Here is a 23,663-nt window from a genome sequence, read left to right as displayed (position 1 = left end):
ACTATGGCTCGACGCTCATGAACTACCTCATCTATCTGCGCACCTTCCTTGACACTTACCGCGCCGGCTCGCTGACCCGCGCGGCCGGGCGTCTCGGCATTACCCAGCCGGCAGCGTCCGCACACATCGCCTCGCTGGAGCAGATGCTGGGCAAGCCGCTCTTCATCCGGCAGGCACGCGGGGTTGCCCCGACGGCCGCTGCCGACGATCTCGCCCGTTCGATCGCTTCCCAGCTCGACGGGATTGAGGCGACCATGGGTGCGGCGCAGGCGCGCTCCAGCCATTTGAGCGGCACCGTCCATCTGGTCGGCCCGGCGGAATATCTTTCCGCACGCATCAGCCCCGCCCTGGCGCCGCTCGTCGGGGAAGGTCTGCGGCTACGCATCCAGACTGGCAATCGCGAGCGTATCTATGCGGCGCTCGACGAGGGCCATGCCGATCTTGCCGTCTCCGCTTCATCGCCAAACGGCAGCGTCCATGGCTTTGCCGAACTGGGTCGGGAACGCCTGATGCTGGTCGCCGCACCGGCTATTACAGAACGGACCAAAGCGCGCACCGTCACCGCCGAGTTCCTGTGCGGTTTGCCCTGTATCGCCTATGATGAGACCCTGCCGTTGTTGCATCCGTTCTTCGAGCACGTCTTCGGCAAGGCCCCCGACATGCAGGCCGTGGTGACGGCGCCCGATCTGCGTATCCTGATCGGCATGGCCCAGGCCGGAACGGGATGGACGGTGTTGCCGGACTATCTATGCGCCGAAGCGCTGGCGAGCGGGCAACTCGTGGAACTGCCGACGACGCGGCCCGGGCCGGATAACACGCTCTATCTCGTCTGGAACAAGACTGCACTCCGCCACCCTCGTGTCGTGCATGTCAGAGATTTTCTGCTGCGTGCGGTTTGAGCGCGTAAACGTGGATGAATGGCTGCCGCTTCCATCATAGCCCTCGACAGCAGCGAAGGGCCGAAGGGCCATCACGCCGCTGCGGATGCTCTGTAGTTTCGAACGCAGATCGCGCCGACAGCGGCACTCACTCATTCCTCATACGCGACACCGTAGGCCAACTTATTTCGCTTGATCCGCGCGAAGCCGGGTTCGCCGAGGTGCATACCAGCGATCAGCAGTTGCTCGGCGGCCACGCAGTCCAGCAGCCTCGCTCGTGTTTCGGCGGCAAGATGCGCATCTTGGTCGAATGCGATCGATACATCGGGCCGGGGAATCTGGATTTGCGGGAAATGAACGATGTCGCCCCAGACCAGCAGGCCCTTGCCGTCTGAATCGAGCCTATAGCCGGTATGCCCGGCTGTATGTCCCGGCATAGACATCGCCGTGATGCCGGTCAGCACCTCGCCGCCGTCGAAGGTACGCAGCCTGTCGCGATAACCCTCGAAAGCCTGACGCGCCACGAGGAAGTTGCCGCGGGCGCGCTCGGGCGCGCGGCTCAGATTACCGTCATCCTGCCAGAACGCGACTTCCCGATGGTGGGCGACAAGTTCGGCGTTCGGGAAGACGGCTGTTCCTGACGCGTCCATCAGCCCCCCGACATGATCGGGATGGGCGTGCGTCAACAGGATCGCATCGATTTCGGAAGGATGGATGCCCGCAAGCAGAAGATTGGTTTTTAGTCGGCCACCCCACTGTTTGAATCCTCCTGCTCCTGCGTCGATCAGGACCGTGCGACCGCCGCTGCGCACCAGGTAGCAGTTGATATGGATCGAGGTATGATCCGTTATCCCCGCATTTTCCTGCATACGGCAGGCATCGGCCGGATCGATATTCGCGAGGAAATCGAAACCGGCGTGAAGATAGCCATCGCTGACGGCGGTGATTGTTAAATCACCGACCTGTTGTGTGGGAAATGTAAGACTAGACATGGTTCTTCTCCAAGCGTCGGTTCAATTTCGCGCGTGAATGCTCGATGCTTCATAGCCAAAGCAACGGATGCGCGCGGTGAGGCCGATATTGCCCTTGATGACCTCGTCCAGCCCTTCCATGAACCGATCCATGACTGGCGGCGTCCGAAATTGCTCAAGGCGATATTGGATTTCTGCGAAAGCGGGGTGCCCCCGGCCATGCCGGACAACGACATAGACAATATGCACGTTCGCCAGTGCAGCCCGGAGAATGCCGGTGCAGAGTTCGGTGCATTGCTCCGTGAGGTCAGCCAGAGCTTCGTCCGGCGGCATCCTGTCCGCCGGAATGTAGATCGTGACATTCGGCATCGGGATCTACTGTGCCTTCCCGGCAGCAGCGTCATCGTCGCTCGTCAACTGCGCCGTCATCGGCACATAGACATGGACGCCTTCAGATAGACGCTCGATGTCAGGCACGTTGCCGCGCTCCACCTTGGCGAGCCAGCGGTGTTCCGGGAACTTCTCCATAGCGACCGCCTGCATCGCATAGGGGGTGAGGCCCAGCCGGATCAGAGGTTCGGGGCCTGTTGCACTCAACGCTAGATATTCGCCCTCACCAATGCCCGGCGCGCGGTCGATGCCGCCATAGAGGTTCCGGTGCCAGTCGGTGATGTGCTGTTGCCAGCGTGCGAAATTGCCGCCGCCCTTCTGGCGGTATTCCTCACCCGTCAGGATGTCGAGGCCGTCTATAGAATGAAGGGCGAGATAGACCGGGCAGCCACCGTTCAGCGCCTTAAAACGCTGCGAGGTGTGGAAGCCGCTCACCGAAATCAGGGCTGGCAGCTTGTCCAGGCTGTAAAAGTCGTTCCATTCCGCCTCGCTGCCGGGATCGGCAAAGCTGCATTCCACCGTATAGATCATTATTCCACCTTCGACCGGAAGGTTGTCATTCCAGTCTTGCCTTTCGTTGATATTTTCTCATGATAGACTGCCGATTCATGCCCACATATCGACAATGGATCATGCTTCAGTGACCTAATATCAAGGTGGCGGCGGATCGAAGGCCGAACCATCCCGTCAGGAACCGTCATGCGCCGCAAGATTCCCAGCAATTCCGCACTCATGGCGTTCGAAGCATCCGCTCGTCATGGGAGCTTCGCTCGTGCGGCGGACGAACTGGCCCTGACCGAAGGAGCGATCAGCCGCCAGATCGGCCGGCTGGAAGCCTTCCTCGGCGTCACGCTGTTCGAGAGAGTCGGCAATCGCGTCCGGCTTTTGCCGAATGGAGAGCGTTATGCGGCTCAGGTTCACGAAACACTCGACCGGCTGGAACGAGACAGCCAATATCTGATGGGGCAGCCGAGCGACGGCGCGAGCCTCGACATCGCAATCCTACCGACGTTCGCCACGCGTTGGCTCATCCCGCGTCTGAAGCCATTCCAGGAGCGGCATCCGAATATCACCCTGCATCTTGCGGAACGGATGGAGCCATTCGTTCTCGCCGGCAGCGGGTTCGACGCCGCCATCCATTTTGAGCATCCTGCCTGGACGGGAATGCGGACGCACCGCTTGCTGCATGAGGTGCTAGTTCCGGTCTGCCATCCGGCGCTGATCAGGGGCCGAAACCCTGCCACAGCCCTCGATGCGCTGCCGCGGCTCCATCGCCGCCAGAACCCGGACGCCTGGCATCGCTATGCCGAAGAGGCCGGGGTCGTGCTGACCAATCCTGCGATCGGTCCCCGCTATGATCTTCACTCCATGCAAATCGAAGCCGCGTTGGCTGGTCTCGGCGTTGCGCTCGTGCCGCGCCTCTATATCGAAAGCGAACTGGCGGAAGGTCGCTTGGTCGCGCCTTGGCCGGATGGGGAGTCGATCTCCAAGACCTTCTGCCTCATCCTGCCAGAGCCGATCCGACTGAGCGACGCTCCAATACAGGTTTTCGCAAATTGGCTTCTCAAGGAGGTGCAACCGTTAAACTCAACGCTTTGAAGGCGACCTCCGCATCCGTCACAATCCAAGCCCCCTCTGTCGCCCCAATTGCCACGACACCGAACCCCCTTGAACAATCCCTGTCACCTCCTTGCCAAGCTGCCGGTCGATCACCGGCCGCCATGGGACCAATGTGAACTCGTGGCTCTTCTCGACGATGGCGAACTTGCCGCTGGTGAGGTGGACGGTCCCGGTGAAGGTGCCGCTGACCGTCTCGCCGTCGCCGGCCGCGCGGAACGGCATCGGCTTGGTGGCCGCCAGCTCCGCCCCCGCACGGGCGACCTCGCGCGTCTCCAGCGTCGATAGCAGATCGCGGCGATAGAGGATGCGACCGTTCTGCTGGCGCGTGGCGTCGCCTTGCTCGATCAGACGCTCCCGACGACGATCCATCGCCTGACTGACCTCCTGTCCGAACCCGGCGGGCGCGATGTCTGACGGGCCGCGCCCGACCAGCTTCCGGTCGAGCCAGGTCGCGCCATCCGCCGTGATCTGCTTTTCGAAATTGAAGGTGGAGAGGACGCGGATGTTGAGCTGGCGGCCTTTGCCCGCATCGTGTGCGGTGGCGCGTGTCTCGAAGTCCTGCGGGATGCGCCACTGGTCGGCGTCGATCCGCTCGACGATGCCGGCGCGTCGCAGCGCCTCCAATCGCCGCACATGGGCATCGACGAACCCCTCATAGTCGCCGCCGGGCACACGGCCGTCGAAACGGGCCTGCTCCAGATGGCGGCTCGGCCGATAGATGCCGTCCTCGGCCATGCCGGCGATGGCGCGGTCGGCCGGGCGCGGCCCGCCGTCTGTCGCGCCGATCTCGATGACGCTGCCGATGCGGGCGTCCGCGACCTTCGCCTGATCGACGCCGGAGATGTGATGCGTGCGGCCGTCGATGCCGTCGATCACCAGCGTCAGGTTCTCGCCCAGCTCGTCGGAAAGATGCTTGTCCACGACGCGGCCGACGATCGGGGTCGCGGGCGCGGTGTCGTGAATCTGGAAACTCATCGGATCGCGGTCATGACCCTCGGCGCGCATGGCCTTCTGCATGGTGCGCACGATATCGCTGCGCTCGCCCATCTCGCGCAGCATTGGCTCAAGCCGGTCGCTCAGTTCCCAAACGCCGGGTGACGGTTCGGTGGCGAGGCCCATCTTCTTCAGCTTCCCGAGACGGCGGATGCGAAGGGTCCGGTCCTCCTGGCCGCGCAGATCGTCGGGGGCGTGGCGCAGGTCGAGCGCGCCACCCTCCGCCTTGTTGAGCATCGCGCGGTCGATGCGGGTGAAGTGGTCCTGATCGATCTCGGCGGTCAGCTTGCGGCGCCGCTCGATCTCGGTGACGGGACCAAGTTCCAGCGTCGCCAACTCGCTCGCCCGTTCGCGGATGCCGTTGGCGAGATAGTCGCCGTTGATGACCAGATCCTCACCGAGATCGTCGCGGCCGTTTACGATGACATGGACATGCGGATGGCCGGTGTTGAAGTGGTTGACCGCCACCCAATCGAGCTTGGTGCCGAGGTCGGCTTCGAACTGGCGCATCAGGTCGCGGGTGTGGCCGGTGAGGTCCTCGATCTCGGCGGCGTCCTCCGGCGAGACGATGAAGCGGAACTGGTGCCGATCGTCCTTGCCGCGGTCGAGGAAGGCGTCGCCATCGGCGCGGTCTTCGGTCGCCGAGTAGAGCCGGCCGCGCTCACCGTCGCGCGAGGTGCCGTCGCGCTGGATGTAGCGCAGATGGGCGGCGGCCTTGCCGCTTCTGCCGGCGGCGCGGACGGAACGCGACTTGACGATGACGCGGCGGCTGCCGGGCTGGCGATGGCTCCAGCCGTTCGACAAGTTGCGCGAGCGGACGAAGGCCGCGCCGCGCCCACGCTTGACGCCCCGGCCGGACGCAACCGCGCCGTTGCGGCCCGGTTTGCCGGAGGCTCCGGTGCTCCCGCGCGCGACCCGCCCGGAGGCCGCGCCCTGCTGGTGGGCGATCTTCCGGACCTTTGTGAGGAAGCTCTTGGTTTGGCCGGCCTTCGCCGCATCGGAGCGGATGCGGCCGGGCTTCGGCCGGAAGCGGTTGTCGTCGTCGGCGCTCATCGACGGCAACCCGCCCAAAACCGTCGGCTTCGGGGAATAGTGCCGCGAATAACACGGCAGATACTGGCTTTACCGCGCCTCGCGGCACTATGCAGGCCCGGCGACGGTGCCGCCCCAAACAGTGTGCAGACAAGGGCTTGCCCCCCGGATCGGACCCATGGGGTGCCGTCCGCTTTAATCTTGCCCTCCCGCCTCTCTGTCCCTTCTGCCCCTCCCGATCCTGATTCAGCCCAACCCCACTCGTATCCTCTGCACACTGAAAAGGACCGCCAGCCGTACCCATGCGCCATACTCATCGCGGCCCTCCCGTCGCTACCCGAGCGACGCACAGGCCGCCCGACTGCGGCACGATCGCGGAAAGATCGTGCACCGGGATCGCCGCCGGAGTGTCGCCCGACCGCTCACCAGGCTGTACGGAATCGGCAGACGATGTGCGCTCGGCCGACGCGACGAACAGTGGGGCGCGCGTCCACGATAGCGGGTCGGCCACTGCGACTGCGACCGAGCCGGTGATCTCGCCGCCGCCGATCTGCGGTGCGAGTGTGGCGACATAGGCGCGGGTTTCGGCGGGCAACGGACGACCGGCGAGATGCTCTTCGTAGCGACTGGGACCGGCATTGTAGGCCGCCAGAAAACCGGGCGATCCGTAGCGGTCATACAGTTCGCGTAAGTATGCCGCGCCCGCCAGAATGTTGTCGCGTGGGTCGTAAGGATCGCTGCCGAGCCGATGTCGGGCGCGCAAATCTGCCCAGGTCGCAGGCACGATCTGCATCAGGCCCATCGCACCCTTGGGCGAGATCGCCCGCACGTCGTTGGCGCTTTCGACGCGCATGACGGCCCTGATCCACGCCGCCGGTATGCCGAACCGCTGCGCCGCCTCGGCGATGGCGGCGGCATTGGGATCGACGGCAGTCTGATGCTGCACCGGCTCCGACTGCGCCTTAGAGGGAAGCGGCATCGCGATGGTGAGCGTAGCGGAAAGCAGAAGGACCGCCGATCGGACGGGCATCCTGTCTCCGCAACGACGCCAGCCTTCCAGCGTGCTCGCTGCGGTCAAGGGTTCGCGCAAAGCGCCGATCTTCGATTGCCCTGGACCTTCGCTGCGCGCGCCGGCCGACCTGCGTTCGAGCGGAACGAAGGGATGAGACGGCCTGTTCGCGAACAAAGGGACGAGGCTTGTTCGCACGATCCCGCACGCGATCCTGATGATTGATCGCATGACTTTAGTCCCTTTCAGCGCGCTTTACTGGTCGCGTCCAGTGCAGCGACCAGGCGGCACCGCCGTCGTCGTCGCGGAACAGATTGGCGCGGATCGGCTGCGGCAACGCGGGATCGTCGATCAGCAGCGAGATGTATTCGCCCGCGCGCTCGCCGGTGCGTTTCCAACCTGCGCCGATCTCCGGGCCGTCGTCGGCGCCGTGATGGATGCGATAGTCCGGCGCATTCTCGGCATCGGACGGCTCGGCCGGCACGATAGTGAGTTCGCGGAAAAGCGTGAGGGTATGGATACGCCCGACGAAGCCTGTCGTCTCGCGCGTGAACTGACCGATCTGCGGCATGGAGGTCTCCTCTGCTGGGGTTGGGAAAGAGGTTCGGTGCGCCGTCAGCGTGTCGCGGCGCGCCAGACGAAGCGGCCATTGCCGTCCTCGTCGGTGTAAATCGACGTGGCGCGGCCCATGACGGCGCTGACCAGGATCGGACCGAAGTAGCGGCCGTCCAGGCTGTGGCGGACATTCGCGTTCATCAGGAAGATTTCGTCACTGGCAATGCGGCGGCAGCCCTGCCAGACCGGCAGTTCGCGGCCCGTCCGGTCGCGGTCGAGCGCGTCGCCAAGCGCGATTCCATCGACCGTGATGGTGCGGCGGAGGCGGCAGACTTCCTGCCCCGGTAGTCCCATCACGCGCTTCAACAGCGGCACACCGCGGCCGATATAGCCGCGCTCCACCATGAAGTCGGCGAGCGCTGCGGGCGGATTGACCGCGACCAGATCGGTGACGCCGATGCCGTCCGGCGGATCGATGTCATAGAGGCCGATGGGCGCGCTGGCGGAGACGTTCCACACCAGCCGGGTCGGCGTCGGGATGAAGGACGCGATGGAGACGCCCATGATCGAAAAATATGTGACCATCACATAGCCGAAGCGCGTCATGGCTCGGCCCTCCGGCGCTTGAGGAACGCCTGATGCTGGTCGGCGGTGTAGGCGCGCGGCTCGTGTCCGGCAGTCAGCCGGTTGTGGACATGCCGCCAATGGTCGGGCGAGACATCCTCGGGATCGATGCCGATCGCCTGGATTGCGTCGATGTGCCGGAGCACCTGTTCGACCTTGGGCCAGCCGTCGATCTTCAGCAGGATGTCGCCACCGGGCCGCACGAAGGGCAGCGTCTGATAGGGTTCGTGCGGCTCCACGGCGCGCACGATGTCGATGCGCGAGAAGATCGTGCCGAAGTCGTTCGACGCCCAGCGGACGAAAGCGAAGATGGCGTCCGGCCGAAACGAATAGATGCGCCGACGACGGTCGAGGATCTGTTCACGGACTTCACGGCCGAACCTGATCCAGTGCTCGATCTTCTTCTCGACATGGGTGAGTTCGACCTGGGTCAGGCTGTCGGATGGAAGCGCTGACGGCACGGGGCCGCCGCGTACGCGGGGAGCCGCGTTGCCGCTCATGATGGGTCTCCTTCGGTGGGTGGAAATTCGCGCGTGAGCAGCTCGCGCAGCATGTCGGCGACGGTGATCCCGCGCCCGAACGCCACAATCTTGATGCGGCCGCGCAGCTCCGGCGCGATATCGATCGTCAATCGCGCGGTGAACGCAGCACCGTCGCCTGTCCGAGCCGATGGCAGCTTGGTGGCCTTGACCCAGCGTTCGGGATCGGCGGGTCGTGCCGCGAAGCCGCGTTTCGGGAACCGTTCGCTCATGGTGCGAACCTTGCGATGTTGAGGCGGCCGATCTCGGCGGCCAGCGCGGCGATCTCGCGCGCGGCCGGACTGTCGGCGTCGATCTCCGATGCGAGCCGACCGGACTGCGCGGCGTCGGCGAAGACGACACGCTGGCCGATGGTGGAGGCGAGCAAGGGCGGATCATGGTCGGCCAGCGTCTCGGCCGTCTCGCGGGCGATGATGGTGCGCGCGCCACAGCGATTGAGCACGAAGCGCGCGGCCAGCTCGCGCCGGTAGATGCGCGCCTCCGTGAGGAGCGCCAGCATCTCGGCCGAGGCCCAGCCGTCGAACGGCGACGGCTGCACCGGGATCAGCACCAGGTCGGTCGCGAGCAGCGCCGAGCGCATCAGGCCCGCGACGCGCGGCGGTCCGTCGATGACGACGTGATCGACATCGCGCGCCAGCTCGGGCGCTTCCCGATGCAAGGTGTCGCGGGCCAGGCCGACGGTGCCGAACAGGCGTGGGCAACCCTCACGCGCCCGCTGCTGCGACCAGTCGAGGGCAGAGCCTTGCGGGTCCGCATCGATCAGGGTGACGCGGCTGCCGGTCCTCGCCCATTCGCCTGCGAGATGCAGGGCCAGCGTCGTCTTGCCGACGCCGCCCTTTTGGTTGAGCAGCGCGACGATCATGGCACGCGCCTCGATCGCCCGGCGGCACTGGCACCATGGCTCGCGCCCGCCCGCGTCAAAGACAAAGAGTTAGATTCTTGGTTAGACTCTAAGTTAGCGGTCGGATTCCGCTTTTCGGGCCAGAGGGTTAACTGCGGTCCGTGCGCCCGAAATCCCGATAGTCCCGCGCCCGAAGTCCCGATACCGTTTGCGCCCGAAATCACGAGCGTTTCCACAGCCCCGTCCACAGGCACTGTGGACAAGCGGGAGGGCCGGATTTGCAGCAGTTCACGCCGTCCCTCCCGCCAGATGTCGAGGCGGTATCCGGGCAGCGGCTGGCGGGCGACAATACGGCGGATGTCGAGGGCGAAGTCGGACGACCGCGCCAGACTGCCGGACTTCTCATGGAGGTGGGCGACCTCGAAGATCCACCCATGGACCTGACGGCCGGCGTGCTTGCGGGCGACGCGGTAGAGCCAGCGCTCGATCCCGCCGGTCAGCCGGAAATAATCGGGGTCGATGGCCAGCACCAGCGAGCGGTCTATGACGCCGCGATAGAACCAGTCGGGCAGCACGAACTCCATGCCCTCGACGCGGCCGTCATGGGTGGTCATCTCCTCCCATTCGTTGATCCAGGAGAACTGATGCCGCCGCCAGCGCTCACCGTTGCGGATGGTCGTGGCGATGACGGTCGATTGCAGGCGGGCGAACGCGCCCTTGAGCAGCCGGTATTCGCGCGCGCCGGTGCCCCGGCCGATCGCCATCAGGAGCTGGTACGGCGTGAACCGCAGGAAGCGCGATGTCTTCAGGCTGTGGTTCTCGGCCTCGACGATCTGCGACGCCGCCCAGATCAGCACATCGGCGTCCCAGATGGTCGCCATGCCATGCTCGGGCATAGCGAAGACCTCAACGCGGACGCCGCCGGATTCATAGAGGATCGGCGCTACCCGCTTGGCCTTGGCGAGCGAGAAGAACGGCCGCTCCATCAGGTCGCGCTGGTCGCGGGGGCTGGCATCGCCCGTCGCGACGACGAAGGGATCGAGCCGCGCCCGCTCGCTACCGGCGAGGCGCTGCGCGCGCCGTCTGGCGTCAGGGGATGGACCGCCGGACATTCAGCGTGCGCCCCGCTCTGCGGGCGTCAGGGGCCGCGCTGGGTACACCCGGTCGGCATCCTTGTCGGTGGTGGATTTGCGGGCGGCGACGGCCGTCCAGGCTTGCAAATCGTCCAGCGCATAGACGACGCGCCCGCCGATCTTGCGATAGGTCGGGCCGGTGCCGTAGGTTCGGTGCTTCTCCAGCGTCCGCAGCGATATGCCGAGAAAGCGGGCCGCATCGGGCGTGCGCAGGAATCGGGGCGGCAGCCCCGTCTTCGGGTCGATCATGATTGGACCTCCGGGTCGAGTTCGGCGGCTGTCGGCGGATGACAGCGGCTATGGCGAACCGTGGCGGAGGATCGGCGGCTTGCAGCGTGCCGGAATCAGGAGGGTGTGATTCCGGCACCCCGAAGATGCTGGCTGAAACCGAGGCCACGCCGCTCTTCAGCGGTGGCGTGGCACGCGAACCGGATAATGGAGCAGCTGGCGATAGCCGCCGCGCATGTAGAACAGGCCGTCTGCAACGAGGCGGCGGACCTTGTTCTTCAAGGGGCTGACCTCCCAATCGTTCTTCGACCGGCCTTGGAAGCCGAGCAGCGCTTCGGCGATGACGCGATAGCTGGCGCCGGCCAGCTTCGCGTCGAGTGCACGCAGGATCAGGATGTGCCGATCACGGGTCTGGGGCGGAAGGTCGTGCCGCCGGTCGCCGGGCGGGCGTCCGGCCAGCGCCAGCCAGAACCGCAGCGCGGCCTCGGCGCGCAGCTCGAACAGGGCGTCGAGCGGCAGGACGACGACGAAGTTCGCCCGGCCATCCGGCGGCGGGTCCGCGAGCCAGAATCGATGCTCCCCGCCCGATCCGCGCCAAAGACCGTGCCAGGCGCTGTCGATCGCCGATCGTGCCGCGAGACCGGGAAGCTCCGGCAGCACGATGGGTATGGCGAAGTCGCCGGGGGGATCGCCTGATGGACGAAGCTCGAAGGCGTCAGGCTGGAGCGCGGGCGTCCAGAAGAGCGCGGCGCGATCGGCAGGCTGATCCGGGTCCGCCGCGAAATCGTAACCCCCAGCGGTTGGAGAACGCGGTCTGCGCCTCGATGTCGTGACCGGATTTCCGTTTCATGCGATGGAAGTCGCGGCGATACTCGTCATCGCGACGGAGATATTCCCAAGCGAAGCCGGCGGCAGGAATGCTCTGAGCATGTCCGTAAGCTGCCGGCGCGCGCCAGTCAGAACTCGGCATGGCGTCACCTCTTTCTTCCCATGCGCCGTCGGCGCCGGAAAGACGAAGTGTTCACAACTTGAGGTATATTTTGAACTTGCTGTTATCGGATATGTATATCGTACAATCCGATCAATATTGGTGAATCATTACTTAACATCGCAGATGTGATTTGGCGAGCCGGGCGCAGCCCGGCGAGCAGCGGCCGTGTCATCGACATGGCCGCGCCCGCCGATCCGGCTCCATGGATCGGCGGAAAATCTCAGGATGTGCGGAACCGGAAAGACGTAAAGCCGTGCAACCGGAAATCCGGCTGCACGGCTTTACGATCATCCGCGCTTCAGGCGCTGCATCCCTTCCGCCAGCGTCCACAGCGCCCGGTTCAGTCCGACATTCTGGTCGATGCCGTTGATCGCACGGGTCTGGCTGCGACGAATGCGGCCATCGGCATTGGTGCGGCGACCCTCCAGCCCGCCGCGTATCATGTTCTCCTGAATGACGTTGAACGTGCTCCACAGGCTTTGCCCGACATCCTCGCGGCGGCGCGGGGCGATGATCTGATCGGGGCGGACGGGACTTTCGTCCTCGCCATAGCGGGCGACAAGACTCGCCTCGGCCAATACGCGCCGCTCGTCCTGCGACAGGCGGGTCTCCTTCATCGTCTCGGTCGCGTCGATCAGGCGCGGGAAGTCCTCCGCGACCGTATAGACGCCTTCGATGATCCGATCCTGTATGCCGCCCTTATGGGGCACGCGCACTTCCTCGAACCGCTCGCCCGCGATCATGCTGTTGGTGCAGACGAAGCGCAGCATCCCGGCGAACATCTGATAGGCCGATGTCCCGTCATGGCTGTTGACGATGATGACTTCCGCCGCCTCCGGCTTGCCGATGCCGTCATCCCGGCGAAGGCGCAGCATGTGCTTGGCGTGGCCGTGGCGGCTGCCGTCGCGCGGCACCGACTGCACGGCGAAGAACGGAAACCATCCTTCCTTACGCAGCCCCTCCACGATCTCGATGGTGGGGACGTACACATAGCGGTTCGACCGGCTGTCATGGGCCTCGCGGGCGAAGACGGACGGGACGTGTCGGTACAGGGCTTCGTTGTCGAGGGCTTCGCGCCCGCTGATCTGGTGGCTGTTCCGGCCGAACCGGGTGGCGAGTTGATGATACATGATCTGTCTCCGTGGGTCTGGGTTGGAGCGCAGCGCTGCGCTGCAACCCTGGCCGTCGCCGAGACCGGGGTAGCAAGGTGCAAGGGCGGCCGGGCCGGAGGGGAATCACCCGGCCTGCACGGAACGGAGGAACGACGTGGAGGAAGGCCGGGGACACCGGCCTGGACGAGCGTCAGCGATCCCTTGCGCCGCGCGGGGGCAGCGCCCCTAGCCAGACCCGTCCGGCATGAGCGCTAGCGGGCGCCGGGCATCAGGAACTGATCGGGATGTGCAAAGCCGCAAACCCTGAAATCCGCACACCCCGATCGCCGTATTGCCTGACACGCGGTGGGTTGGCTTTGGGCACGCCCATACCCACATGCAAGGCAACGATATGGGAGGGAAATACTTTGGCGGACTATCTCGTAACCTATGATTTCAAGGTCGGCGCGTCTTCGCAGTACAAAGAGTTTGTGGAATGCGCTGAGGCAGAGGGTCTCCTTTATTTCTTTCACGGAACGGAGCAGCTTCACCGCCTGACGAACACGACGTTGTGGGGCGTGTTCGTCAGCACAGAAGAAGCAAAAAAAGCCTTTGATCGAGCCAAGGCTGCGGCCGAGGGTAAGGTTGGGCGGAAAATCGTTCTGGAGAAGCGCGTAATTACGCTGCTTTCCGGGTGGTCGATCCTCTCCGATACGAAAAAGGCTCCGGAGACCAAGTGGACGAAGTCCACGAAATTCGAAACCTGTCGCGCCCATCAGAAGAACGATCCTTTCTTCGCCTACTGAGGCGGTGGCGGCCATGACCATGACGCAGCCCCGCTCGGGTGAGTGGGGCTGCGGGAAATGCCCGGCTCAGTCGCCGTTGCGGCGGGACCAGATGAGGTTGTGGGCTTCGCCGTCCTCGCCCTCGACCAGGCTGGCGTAGATCGGTGCGGGGAAGCTCGGGTCGTCCAGCTTGACGGAGAGGTATTCGCGCTGCGTCTCGCGGGCGGTCTTCTTCCAGGCCGCTCCGAATTCCGTGGCCCCTGCGAAGATGCGGAAGTCGGGACCGCGCTCGCTGTCGCCATCGGTGGGGACGAACTTGGCCTTGACGTTGAGGGTCAGGGTCTTGACCGCGCCGGTGAAGCCCGCGCCGTTTTCGTTCTTGGTGAAGGTGCCGATAGTCGCCATTGTCGTGTTCCTTTTCGCATCCGGCCGCGCCCATCGCGACCTCGATGGTGGTCGTGCGACCGGGGACGATCGGCCCCGCACCCGTAGGGCTGAAACGCAGTGGAAGGCGGCCGACGACGGCTTTTTGCCTCGCGATGCAAAGCCGCAGGCGGCGGAAAAAGCTGGCGACGGACGTTGCGGGAAGACGAGCGAGGCGCAGCCGGTCTTCGGTCAGACCCAATCCATTCGAGGACGCCGTGGGCGTGGCTGTCAGAGAAATCCAAGGAACACGGCATCGGCGGCGGTCGGCCTCCGCGCCAGACACGCAAACCTTCGCAAACCTTCGGTCGTGTCAACCTTACGCCTGACCTTCAACGGCAAGGCCTATCATCCTCCACGGGCAGACGTGGGCGCTTCCTGATCTTCACCGTCGTCGCAGCGTCGGCGTTGGCAGGCCGGAGCCGATCACCCGCCGGAGCAACGTGACCGTTCTCGTCAACAGGCAATCCAGGATTCAACGCGCACTACCCGGCCGAGGGCGTCGATGTCGAGAACGGGAGAAACCGCTGTCATGATCTTGCCGCCGCCACTGTGAGCAGACATAGCCACGCCCTCGCTAACCCGAGTGGGGCTTTATCCACGGAAGAGCCTGCACCCGCCGCTCTTCGCGTTAGCGATTGAAGCCGAATGGCGGAAACGCGCCCTTGGCGTGGTTCCGGCGCAGCCGAAAGCGCGGCCCGCAGGGCAACGTTAAATCGTGCATACCAAGAGAATGGCAACTACACCTATGGGCTGGGGTAGAGTTCCCGGATGATGTTGGTGACGATTTCAAAAGTGGTCAGAAACATAGGAGGGTTCAGCACGGCATCGCTTCCGTGCGCGAACATATTGCGCATCTTGCTCAGATATTCGATTTCTGAAGAAATCAGATTCTGTTCCTTAGCGGATTTCAGTAACTCGTCGAGCATGGCCAGGCGTGGCCTTCCCTTTTTGTCCACGCGACCAGCGAACTGGTGACCGATCCGCTCGCGCAAAGCGAGTTCAAGGCAAGGGAATGTCTGGCTCGCTGCCGTAGTCAGCAGATCATATGAAAAATACGCGTAGATATAAGCGTGTCGAATAGCATCGTGAGATCGTCGGACCGATTCTGGAAGCGCGACAGAAAGCTCGAATGCGCACATATCCGCGTGCAATTCTTCGAGTGTGGAGCCGACAAATCCGGCAGTTCCTGAAAAATATGGATCAGGCAGATTGAGTTCTGGCAGTTTCTTTAACACGAGAAACATCTTTCATTCGGTGATCGTCTAAGCAATCCTAACATCAATAAACGGACGTTCAGTCTCGGTCATGAACTGGCGATGCCGTTGCTACCAACCGTAATAGGGCCGAAGCCCCGACGAACCCGCCGCCGACGATGCAGAAGATTTGCCGCCAGATCTCGGACGGAACGGCCTCGCACGTGACGCCGTGGGCAAGGGCGTAGCCCGCGACGGCGGCGGGTGCGGCGAAGACCAGCGCGACGATCAGGCGCAGGACCGGCGAGCGCAGCGAGGCAAAGGCGAACGCCAGCAGGCCATAGGCGGTCGCCCCGGCGACGAGGCCGACAAGACCCGCGCCGATCAGGCCGGAGCCGGTGGCGTAGGCCAGACGCGCGGCTTCCACGGCGAGCATGAAGGGCAGCGCATAGACGGCGAGCGTATAGGCCAGGACGCACAGTCCCGCGATCAGCGCCACGCTCATCAACATCACGGCGATCATGACGGTTCTCCATAGTGCCGATGACGGTCGAAGTCATCGAACAGTCGAGGTCAGCCGGTCGCGCGGTGTTCACCGCGCGACCGGAATTTTGGGATGTCGACGGGTGGGAGGCCGGGACCGCTTATGCAGTCCCGGCCCGTCCTCACTCGGCAGCAATCTGGAAGGCGTCACTGTCCTGCGGCTCTTCCAGCCAAGCGGGCCGCGCGGTCCGCATGACGGCGGGAAGCCAGCCGGTTCCGGCCAGAAGCTGCTCGGCAGCCACCGCCATCTCCGTCTTCTTCAAGCCCGCAATCCGCTCCGCTGCCGCGTCACTGACGGCTTCCCGCACGGCGGCGAGGATATGCGCCTTGGTGACGCGACCGAGATAGGTCCGCACCGTTGGCGTCCAGTGCGCCGTCATGTCGAGCGCCAGCGCCGTCGCGAGTTTCTCCGCCGTCGCATGGGCGTGGGGCTTCTTCTCCCAAGGCTGCTTGACCGCATTGACGGTCAACGAGGCGCAATGGGCGAACAGCGCCATGACGCTGGCATGGTTCAGTCCGGCAACAAAACCCCACAGGTCGGCCACGTCGCGCGGCATATCCGCCGCCCATCCGGCATGACGATCCGCCAGCGCCTTGCCTGCCGCCGTGTCCTCAATGCCGTCCGCGTGCGACGCGAGATAGCTGCTGGTCGGCCGGATTTCGAGGCAGGCAGCATCCACCCCGCGATAGAAGGTCTGCGCCGCCAGCGCATGGGTGACGGCGATCAACGCTATGTCCGGCTGCTCGCCCAGCGCAAGGCGAAGGCCCAGCGTCCGGTGCGAGGTCAGATCGCGGATGAGAAGGTCCGACTGCGGCTTGCCCGCATCCCCGGCATCCTCGTCCTCCGTCTCGAGCGCGGAAACGGCATTGCCGTCCTCGTCCCGGTCGCCGTCTTCGATGATCTCGCCATCGCCGTTGACGCGAACGCTGTCGATCACGTCGCCGCCTTCGCCGTCCGCATCCTCTTCGGGTTCCGGCTTCTCATCCTCGGCCCTGATGAAGCCGCGCTCGATGCGGGCTTCCCCGTCGTGGGAAAGAATGACGAACACGCCGCCACGCGCGATTTCGTCGGTATCATAGGCATGGCGCAAGGCGTCGATGCGCTCGATCTCGGCTTCAAGCTCCCCGAAACGCTGGTCCACATCCTCGGGCAGTTCTTCGGCGCTGTCATACTGCTCGGTCAGCGCATCGTATTCGCCCTGCACGGCGGCATAGGCTGCTTCGTCTTCCGCCGACAGCGCCACCGGATGCGGATAGGTGCGGCGAAGGCCGTTGCCATGCGGATAGTCGATATGGACAGCAGCCCATTTCCAGCCTTCCTCAGCCTTCACGCTCTCCGCGATCCCCTCCAGCTTCTCGATGACGAGCCGGTCCAGCAAGGCGGCATCCTCGTAGAAGCCGCCGCGATCCTCGGTGAACAGGTCGCGCAGGATCACGCCGCCCGCTTCGGTATAGGCTTCCGCGCCGACGAACACCGCCCGCCGATCCGTCGCCGCGATGTGCATCCGGGTCAGGTCGCGGCGAATGGTCGAAGGGTCCTTATTCCACGACAGGTTTTCATAGACCTGCTCCTGCCGGGCCGGATCGTCCACGATGGCGAAGGCCATCAACTGCCCCAAGGTCAGTCCACCGCCACGATAGACCTGCATCAGCTTCGGGCTGACAGCGCCCAGACGCATCCGCTGGCGCACGACATGGGCCGTGACGCCGAACCGGGCGGCGATTTCCTCCGCACCCCAACCGCGCGTTTCGGCCAACTCGCGGAAGCGCTCGAACTGGTCGGCGGGCGAAAGGTCTTCACGGGTGACGTTCTCGTCCAGACTGATTTCGCCAGCATCGTTCACGGTGTCGATGACGCAGCGGATCGGTTCGGTCTTCTTGATCTGCTTGCGCTTGACGCGCAGCAACTGCGCCAGCCTGCGGCCTTCACCGATGCTGACCAGATAGAAGCCAGTCGCGGCTCCGTCCGCATCTAGCTCCGGCTCCACCACGAGGTTCTGCAGGATGCCCTTGGCGTGGATGCTCGCCGCCTTCGCCACAATGGACGCCTCACTGTGCGGCGTCTTGCGGGCGTTGTTCGGATGCTTCTTGAGCTTGTTGAGCGGGATGAACACTTCCGCGCCGGTCACGGCAACGGGTATGGCGGTCGTATCAGTGGCAATGGTCGTCATGGTCTTTCCCCTATGGGCTTGGGTTTCGCGCAGCGAAGCGCCGCGCTGAAACCCTGCCCGTCGGCGAGACCGGGGGGTGCAAGGGCCAGGGCGGCCGGGGTGGAGGGGGATCACCCGGCCTGCACAAGCGGATGTCCGTCATGACGGCTGTGCGGAACATCGCATCCGCGCGGAAGGTCGGGGAGACCACCCCGGCCGGCGCGGCTTGCCGCGCTTCACCCTTGACCGCGCCAGGGGGCAGCGCCCCCGAGCAACCCGCCGGCGTGAGCGTCAGCGGGAGCCGGGCAAGGGGACCGGATCAGGATGTGCAAAGCCGGGAAACCGGAGATCCGTGCATCCTGATCGCCGCTTATCCCTGTGGCGGCGAGTGGCCCAGTTCCACGGCCTTGCGCCGCTGCGCCGTCGTCAATGCGCTCCAGAAGCGATGGACGCGCGCGGTCTGCATCTGTCGGAGATCCTCGACGTGCTGAGCGCGACGAAGCTCGACCTGAAAGAACGACGGGTGATGATCGACGTTGAAAGCCTGGAGCTTCCAGAAAACGACGGCGGCATATTTGGGAGTGAGCTTCTTGTTCTTGCGATAGTAGTCAAGCGCGCCGGACAGGATGGGGTTGCTCTCCTTCGCCGCAAGCTGCTCAAGGGTGCGGATGCAGGATTCCAACTGCATCTGCTGGGTCAGCTTGGTAAGATGCCGTTTCGCCTCTGTCGGCGACAGACGCCGACCCTTCTCAAGGACGGCCACGTCGAATTGGAGTATGCAGTGGGAGCCGACCCATAGCGTCGCGTCGGTGTATTGATTGGCGATTTCGAAATGGTAGCGAAGATCCTGTTGGCCGCAGAGTTCGCAGGTTTCGATGGGCTGTTCGTGATCGACCGTATTCTCGGTAAAGGACCATTCGCCAAAAGCAGCCGGCAGGGTTCCGGCCACTGAAAGCGGAAGAATACTGTCTCGGACCCGCTGCGTGTAACCGCCCATGGTGACATCGCCCCTTATTTAAGAGCGCTTACCTTAGCTCATTTTCTATTTAAGCCAAGCACCTATTGCTTAAATAAGACTGCGGCATCATATTCAGCTCATGTCCGAACCCGCGCCCAATCTCCGGCTAGGCCGCTTCGTCGAAACGCCCGTTGCAGGCGAGATGGTGCGCGCCTTCGTGCCGCCATCGTTGCCGCCAGAGCCATCAATAGACGTGCTTGCTCTGCTGGAACGGTTGAGTCTGGCCGAACGCGCTCTGGGGCGTCTGGACGGCATCACCATGCTACTGCCGCGCCAAGAACTGTTCCTCTACATGTATGTGCGGAAGGAAGCGGTTCTTTCGTCCCAGATCGAGGGTACGCAATCGACCCTTTCGGACCTCCTCCGCTTTGAGACCGAGGCGCAGGCCGGTCAGCCGATCGACGATATCCGCGAAGTCTCGAACTACGTCGATGCCATGATGTACGGGCTGGAGCGGCTGGAAGACCTGCCGCTGTCGCTGCGCCTGATCCGTGAGATGCACGCGCGCCTGCTGCAAAGCGGACGCGGCGGCACGAAAAGCCCCGGCGAGTTCCGGCGTTCGCAGAACTGGATCGGTGGGACACGCCCCGGCAATGCGCTCTTCGTGCCGCCGCCGCCGACTGAAATGGATGCCTGCCTCGATGCGCTGGAGCGGTTCATGCACGAGGAAGGCTCGCGACTGCCCGCTCTGATCAAGGCGGGCCTGCTGCACGTCCAGTTCGAGACCATCCACCCGTTCCTCGACGGCAACGGCAGGATCGGCCGATTGCTGGTCACGCTGTATCTCTGCGTCAACGGGGTGCTGCGCAAGCCGCTGCTCTATCTGAGCCTCTATCTCAAAACCCATCGCGCCGACTACTACCGCCTGCTTCAGGAGGTGCGCGAACATGGCGCGTGGGAAGCCTGGCTCGACTTCTTTCTCACGGGCGTCGCGGATACCGCCAATCAGGCGTTCGATGCGGCCACCCGGATCGTCGAACTGTTCAAGCAAGACCGCGAGCGCATCACGGTGGAGAGCGACCGGGCCGGCTCGGCGTTGCGCATCCACGATCTGTTTCAGCAGAATCCCTATCTGACGGCCAACCAGCTTGTTCAGCAAACGGGCCTCTCGGCCCCGACAGTCAATGCGGCGCTCGCCGATCTGGAGCGGTTCGGTATCGTCGAGGAGGTCACTGGCCGCAAGCGGGGCCGTGTTTTCAGTTACCGAGGGTATCTCGCAATCCTGAGCGAGGGCACCGACCCGCTCCCCACGACTGCCTGAAAGGGGGAGCCTGTGCCGATAAAAACTATATCCGCCGCGCAATTCGCGACCGCCTTCGATCTTAGGCCAAATCTTGTGGCGTGGTTCCTTGGCGCAGGCGCATCGGCCGCCTCTGGCATCCCGACCGGCTATGCCATGATCCGCGATTTCAAGGCGCAAATCTTTTGCCGCGAGACAAATCTGTCGAAGCGAGAGATTGATACGGCTGATCCAGTGTGGATCGACAGGATCGATGCCTTTTTCCGGCAGAACTCGCTGTTGCCGCCTGACGGTGATCCTACGGAATATGCCAAGGCCTTCGAAGCGGTGTATCCAGAGGCCCGGCATCGCCGACAATATATCGACGATGCGATCTCCAAGGGTACTCCCTGCTTTGGACATAAGGTGCTTGGCAGTCTTATGGCCGCTGGCAAGGTCCACAGCGTTTTCACAACGAATTTCGATCCGCTCATCGAGGAGTCGGCACATTCGGCAAATGCAATCCTGCCGGTAGATGACCGGAACCGCCCAACTGTGGCTGCGATCGATTCCGCCGACCGTGCCATGCGGTGCCTCCGTGAATCGGACTGGCCTTTGGTCGCTAAGCTCCATGGCGATTATCAGTCGATCGCGATTAAGAACACGGGATCGGAGCTGGAGGAACAGGACGTCCGGATGCGGCATGTGCTGGTGGAATCCGGCAAACGCTTCGGAATGATTTTCGTCGGCTATAGCGGACGCGACGCTTCCATTATGGAGGCGCTGAACACGATTCTCGATGCGCCGTCGCCATTTCCCAACGGACTGTACTGGCTCACCTCGTCAGCTTCGCGCTTACTGCCCGCAGTAGGCGAATTCCTAGGTCGGGCCGAAGCGGCCGGCGTGGATGTGGCCGTCGTCGAGTGCGCGACTTTCGACGAACTGGCTGCCGATGTCATCAAGATAACCGATCTACCTAAGCCGCTTTTTTATCGTGTAATGGAAGGGCGTCCGACACCACGCTTGGTTCCGGTGCAACTGCCGACGACTGAAGCCCGCAGCTTTCCAGTCCTGCGCTATTCCTCGTTGCTAATCGAAAGTATGCCGCGCACCGCCCGTCGCGTGAAACTCACGCAGAATGCGACCTCTCCCATAGTTCGAGATATGCTGAAGGAGAAAGGGGTCAGAGCGACAGTCGCTGCGAACGGGCGGGAATTAGCTGTTTTTGGCAGAGATCGAGAGATTCTCGATGCGCTTGCACCACTTGGAGCGACGCTCGATGGCGAAATCAAACTCGATCCAGCCGCTGACAGTTGGGCCATGGGCCTCATCTATGATGCACTGGTTAGAAGCTTGGCGCGCCGCCTACCGCTTATTCCGCGCTACAAGCGCACCGGCCATTCCGTGGTTATAGCCCCACCCCGCGACGGAGAGGATCGTGAACAGGCACGTCGGAACGCGCAGGTGCTGTCCAAGCTTCGTAACGCCTACAAAAGCGATCTGACAGGCACTGTTCCTGGCCTCGGATTCCCGTTTCAGGAGGGGTTGTTCCTGAAGCTGGACTTTATCAACGGGCGCTGGTGGCTCGGCTTTGAGCCCTACACGTTCGTGCACATTCCGCGTGCCGACGCGACCGAGGTTGGGAGTTCCGAGCACACGGAAAACTCCGGCTCCGACCCCATGGGCGCGCGTCCTGAGCGCGGTGGTGATCCGGCGGGCGATTGGCGCAGGGAGCGCTGGGCGCAGCGTTATAACAGAAACTGGGCAAGCATCATCGCCGCGTGGGCTCAACTTCTCACCGACACTGGTGGTAAGACTATGCGAGCTTTCGGACTACAGGACGGGGCGGGAACGGATGCCGTGTTCGAAGTTTTGCCAGTCACGGGATGGAGCCGCCCAGGTCATCACCATGCTTATTTCGACAGGACAACGTAATGAGCAGTTCGGTCCCTTCGACAAAGCTTCCACCGTTCACGTTACTCACCGAGCCGGGCCTGTCTTTCTCCCCCTCGGATACAACGCATGTCGACGTCCATCCGCTTCGGGGTCTCGCGAACTTTGGACCTTATTCGAAGGGGTCGTTCGGCGGTTACACCTCACGAATAAGGATCGCGACAGTAGGGCCGGAGAGCGCCTTCAAACGACGCGGCGAACTGATGCTGTTATTGCGGAACGCGCATCGACCGTCCGACAGGTCAGAATATGTTCCACAATATCCCGGCTTCGAGCGTCTTTTCCGCGTAGCTCTCGAAGCAGCACCGCGCGAGGCCCATATCAAATGGCCCGAGCACGTTCGCGAGTTGCCCGGTGAGGGCGACCCGCAAGCTCGCCTTTATCACGCGATGGAAGCAGCCCTCCAACGGCTCGACATGGTGCGCAACGAGTTCGATGTTGTGCTTGTTCACTTCCCAGATAGCTGGAGTCCAGCCACACGCAGTAAGTTCTTCGACGCCCACGACGTGCTCAAGGCGCTTGGTGCTCGATACAATATCCCGACCCAAGTGCTGAACGACCGTGTTTTCACTTTCACGCACAAGGCGTCGCTCGCTTGGAGACTGGCAACCGCTCTTTACGTGAAAGCCGCCGGTACGCCGTGGAAGCTGGCACCGCTGAAGGGCGTACCGACGGACACAGCATATATAGGGCTCGCTTATGCGCTGCGGGGCGATCAGCGGGACGCACATTATGTGACGTGCTGCTCGCAGGTGTTCGACATGGATGGTGGCGGTATGCAGTTCGTGGCCTTCGAGGCCCAGGACCCCGTTGCCGACCTTGCCGAGGCGCGTAGGAATCCGTTTCTGAGCCGTGACGACATGCGCGCGGTTCTTGCCCGTAGTCTGTCACTCTACCAAGGCCGTAATGGTGGCAACCTCCCCAAGCGAATGGTCATTCACAAGACTACGGCGTTCAAAGAGAGCGAGATTGAAGGAGCGTTCGATGCGCTAGCCGGGGTCGCGGAGATCGAATGTGTCGAGGTCAGTTCGGCGTCCTGCTGGCGCGGCGTCTGGCTGATCGAGTCCGGCCAAAAAAAGCCGCCTACAAAGCCATCAGGCTATCCCGTGCCTCGGGGAACTATGGTAGTACGCTCCGGTAACTCCGCGCTGGTATGGGTTGCGGGCAATGCGCCCGAAGTATCGACCAAAGGCGATTATTATCAGGGCAAAAAGAGTATACCGCGCCCTCTGCAACTAATCCGTCATGCCGGCAGCGGTCCGCTCGAATTGATCGCTCACGAAGCGCTCGCATTGACCAAGATGGATTGGAACAACGACGCGCTTTATGATCCTGTTCCGGTTAGCATTCGTTACTCGCAGAAATTGGCCCGCACGATAGCGAACGTGCCCGACTTACCTAAAAATGCTTATCCTTATCGGTTATTCATGTGAGCATCCTGCGCTCACATCTTTAAGGGCTTGCACGGTCGGATCGCCGTC

Annotated in this window: 27 protein-coding genes; 7 read left to right on the top strand and 20 right to left on the bottom strand. The window is 63.4% G+C overall.

What is annotated here, in order from left to right; translation table 11 throughout:
* Positions 1–17: 17 nt before the first annotated feature.
* A complete protein-coding gene (locus ABE438_RS11470; protein ID WP_346502755.1) occupies positions 18–899 on the top strand; it encodes a LysR family transcriptional regulator in 882 nt (293 codons plus the stop codon).
* Between the two features lie 131 nt (positions 900–1,030).
* On the opposite strand, the gene ABE438_RS11465 is transcribed toward ABE438_RS11470, so the two are convergent.
* The 3 genes from ABE438_RS11465 to ABE438_RS11455 are packed head-to-tail and all read right to left on the bottom strand — an operon-like array spanning position 1,031 to position 2,770.
* Positions 1,031–1,870 (bottom strand): MBL fold metallo-hydrolase, encoded by an 840-nt coding sequence (locus tag ABE438_RS11465; protein WP_346502754.1) that lies wholly within the window; start codon positions 1,868–1,870, stop codon positions 1,031–1,033.
* Between the two features lie 21 nt (positions 1,871–1,891).
* Positions 1,892–2,218: a hypothetical protein gene (locus ABE438_RS11460; protein ID WP_346502753.1), complete on the bottom strand. Its 327-nt coding sequence runs from the start codon at positions 2,216–2,218 to the stop codon at positions 1,892–1,894.
* A 6-nt stretch (positions 2,219–2,224) separates the two neighbouring features.
* The gene (locus ABE438_RS11455; RefSeq protein WP_346502752.1) at positions 2,225–2,770 is read right to left on the bottom strand and encodes a sugar ABC transporter; all 546 of its coding nucleotides are present in this window, start codon (positions 2,768–2,770) and stop codon (positions 2,225–2,227) included.
* A gap of 168 nt (positions 2,771–2,938) precedes the next feature.
* Between ABE438_RS11455 and ABE438_RS11450 the strand changes: the two genes are divergently transcribed.
* On the top strand, positions 2,939–3,838 hold the full coding sequence (locus tag ABE438_RS11450; protein WP_346502751.1) for a LysR substrate-binding domain-containing protein: 900 nt from the start codon (positions 2,939–2,941) through the stop codon (positions 3,836–3,838).
* Positions 3,839–3,856: 18 nt separating this feature from the next.
* Here ABE438_RS11450 and ABE438_RS11445 read toward each other — a convergent pair whose 3' ends face one another.
* Positions 3,857–5,089, bottom strand: coding sequence for a DUF3363 domain-containing protein (locus ABE438_RS11445; protein ID WP_465248602.1), 1,233 nt, complete (start codon positions 5,087–5,089; stop codon positions 3,857–3,859).
* Positions 5,090–5,603: 514 nt separating this feature from the next.
* On the opposite strand from ABE438_RS11445, the gene ABE438_RS11440 reads away from it, so the two are divergent.
* Positions 5,604–5,945, top strand: coding sequence for a hypothetical protein (locus ABE438_RS11440; protein WP_346502749.1), 342 nt, complete (start codon positions 5,604–5,606; stop codon positions 5,943–5,945).
* A gap of 252 nt (positions 5,946–6,197) precedes the next feature.
* Here ABE438_RS11440 and ABE438_RS11435 read toward each other — a convergent pair whose 3' ends face one another.
* The 11 genes from ABE438_RS11435 to ABE438_RS11385 form a co-directional block, all read right to left on the bottom strand.
* The gene (locus tag ABE438_RS11435; protein WP_346502748.1) at positions 6,198–7,124 is read right to left on the bottom strand and encodes a lytic transglycosylase domain-containing protein; all 927 of its coding nucleotides are present in this window, start codon (positions 7,122–7,124) and stop codon (positions 6,198–6,200) included.
* A gap of 4 nt (positions 7,125–7,128) precedes the next feature.
* Complete coding sequence (locus ABE438_RS11430; RefSeq protein WP_346502747.1) at positions 7,129–7,464, bottom strand: DUF736 domain-containing protein; 336 nt, start codon at positions 7,462–7,464, stop codon at positions 7,129–7,131.
* 44 nt (positions 7,465–7,508) lie between these two features.
* Positions 7,509–8,054, bottom strand: coding sequence for a S26 family signal peptidase (locus ABE438_RS11425; RefSeq protein WP_346502746.1), 546 nt, complete (start codon positions 8,052–8,054; stop codon positions 7,509–7,511).
* Positions 8,051–8,572 carry a DUF2840 domain-containing protein gene (locus tag ABE438_RS11420; RefSeq protein ID WP_346502745.1) on the bottom strand — a complete coding sequence of 174 codons (522 nt, stop codon included), beginning with the start codon at positions 8,570–8,572 and terminating at the stop codon, positions 8,051–8,053. Before ABE438_RS11420 ends, ABE438_RS11425 begins: the two co-directional genes overlap by 4 nt.
* A complete protein-coding gene (locus ABE438_RS11415; RefSeq protein WP_346502744.1) occupies positions 8,569–8,823 on the bottom strand; it encodes a hypothetical protein in 255 nt (84 codons plus the stop codon). The genes ABE438_RS11420 and ABE438_RS11415 overlap by 4 nt, the downstream gene beginning before the upstream one ends.
* Positions 8,820–9,473 (bottom strand): ParA family partition ATPase, encoded by a 654-nt coding sequence (gene parA / locus ABE438_RS11410; protein WP_346502743.1) that lies wholly within the window; start codon positions 9,471–9,473, stop codon positions 8,820–8,822. The genes ABE438_RS11415 and parA overlap by 4 nt, the downstream gene beginning before the upstream one ends.
* Positions 9,470–10,564, bottom strand: coding sequence for a replication initiator protein A (locus ABE438_RS11405; protein ID WP_346502742.1), 1,095 nt, complete (start codon positions 10,562–10,564; stop codon positions 9,470–9,472). Before ABE438_RS11405 ends, parA begins: the two co-directional genes overlap by 4 nt.
* Positions 10,565–10,834: a helix-turn-helix transcriptional regulator gene (locus ABE438_RS11400; protein WP_346502741.1), complete on the bottom strand. Its 270-nt coding sequence runs from the start codon at positions 10,832–10,834 to the stop codon at positions 10,565–10,567.
* A gap of 156 nt (positions 10,835–10,990) precedes the next feature.
* Positions 10,991–11,473, bottom strand: coding sequence for a DUF2285 domain-containing protein (locus ABE438_RS11395; protein ID WP_346502740.1), 483 nt, complete (start codon positions 11,471–11,473; stop codon positions 10,991–10,993).
* 55 nt (positions 11,474–11,528) lie between these two features.
* Positions 11,529–11,783 carry a transcriptional regulator domain-containing protein gene (locus ABE438_RS11390; protein WP_346502739.1) on the bottom strand — a complete coding sequence of 85 codons (255 nt, stop codon included), beginning with the start codon at positions 11,781–11,783 and terminating at the stop codon, positions 11,529–11,531.
* Between the two features lie 308 nt (positions 11,784–12,091).
* Complete coding sequence (locus ABE438_RS11385) at positions 12,092–12,934, bottom strand: DUF932 domain-containing protein (RefSeq protein WP_346502738.1); 843 nt, start codon at positions 12,932–12,934, stop codon at positions 12,092–12,094.
* 389 nt (positions 12,935–13,323) lie between these two features.
* Here ABE438_RS11385 and ABE438_RS11380 point away from each other — a divergent pair, with 389 nt between their 5' ends.
* On the top strand, positions 13,324–13,701 hold the full coding sequence (locus ABE438_RS11380; RefSeq protein ID WP_346502737.1) for a hypothetical protein: 378 nt from the start codon (positions 13,324–13,326) through the stop codon (positions 13,699–13,701).
* A gap of 66 nt (positions 13,702–13,767) precedes the next feature.
* Here ABE438_RS11380 and ABE438_RS11375 read toward each other — a convergent pair whose 3' ends face one another.
* The 5 genes from ABE438_RS11375 to ABE438_RS11355 form a co-directional block, all read right to left on the bottom strand.
* The gene (locus ABE438_RS11375) at positions 13,768–14,085 is read right to left on the bottom strand and encodes a DUF736 domain-containing protein (protein WP_183195494.1); all 318 of its coding nucleotides are present in this window, start codon (positions 14,083–14,085) and stop codon (positions 13,768–13,770) included.
* A gap of 764 nt (positions 14,086–14,849) precedes the next feature.
* A complete protein-coding gene (locus ABE438_RS11370; RefSeq protein ID WP_346502736.1) occupies positions 14,850–15,341 on the bottom strand; it encodes a hypothetical protein in 492 nt (163 codons plus the stop codon).
* A gap of 58 nt (positions 15,342–15,399) precedes the next feature.
* Positions 15,400–15,822, bottom strand: coding sequence for a hypothetical protein (locus ABE438_RS11365; RefSeq protein ID WP_346502735.1), 423 nt, complete (start codon positions 15,820–15,822; stop codon positions 15,400–15,402).
* 142 nt (positions 15,823–15,964) lie between these two features.
* Positions 15,965–18,013, bottom strand: a complete 2,049-nt coding sequence (locus ABE438_RS11360; protein WP_346502733.1) for a ParB/RepB/Spo0J family partition protein — start codon at positions 18,011–18,013, stop codon at positions 15,965–15,967.
* Positions 18,014–18,362: 349 nt separating this feature from the next.
* Positions 18,363–18,989, bottom strand: a complete 627-nt coding sequence (locus tag ABE438_RS11355; RefSeq protein WP_346502732.1) for a hypothetical protein — start codon at positions 18,987–18,989, stop codon at positions 18,363–18,365.
* A gap of 100 nt (positions 18,990–19,089) precedes the next feature.
* On the opposite strand from ABE438_RS11355, the gene ABE438_RS11350 reads away from it, so the two are divergent.
* From ABE438_RS11350 to ABE438_RS11340, 3 genes are all read left to right on the top strand, one after another.
* Complete coding sequence (locus tag ABE438_RS11350) at positions 19,090–20,271, top strand: Fic family protein (RefSeq protein WP_346502731.1); 1,182 nt, start codon at positions 19,090–19,092, stop codon at positions 20,269–20,271.
* A gap of 135 nt (positions 20,272–20,406) precedes the next feature.
* Positions 20,407–22,164, top strand: a complete 1,758-nt coding sequence (locus tag ABE438_RS11345; RefSeq protein WP_346502730.1) for an SIR2 family protein — start codon at positions 20,407–20,409, stop codon at positions 22,162–22,164.
* The gene (locus ABE438_RS11340) at positions 22,164–23,615 is read left to right on the top strand and encodes an argonaute/piwi family protein (RefSeq protein WP_346502729.1); all 1,452 of its coding nucleotides are present in this window, start codon (positions 22,164–22,166) and stop codon (positions 23,613–23,615) included. The genes ABE438_RS11345 and ABE438_RS11340 overlap by 1 nt, the downstream gene beginning before the upstream one ends.
* Positions 23,616–23,663 lie beyond the last annotated feature (48 nt).

Source organism: Allobosea sp. TWI1241, from assembly GCF_039673065.1.
GTDB lineage: Bacteria > Pseudomonadota > Alphaproteobacteria > Rhizobiales > Beijerinckiaceae > Allobosea.
This window is presented reverse-complemented; position numbering and strand designations above follow the sequence as displayed.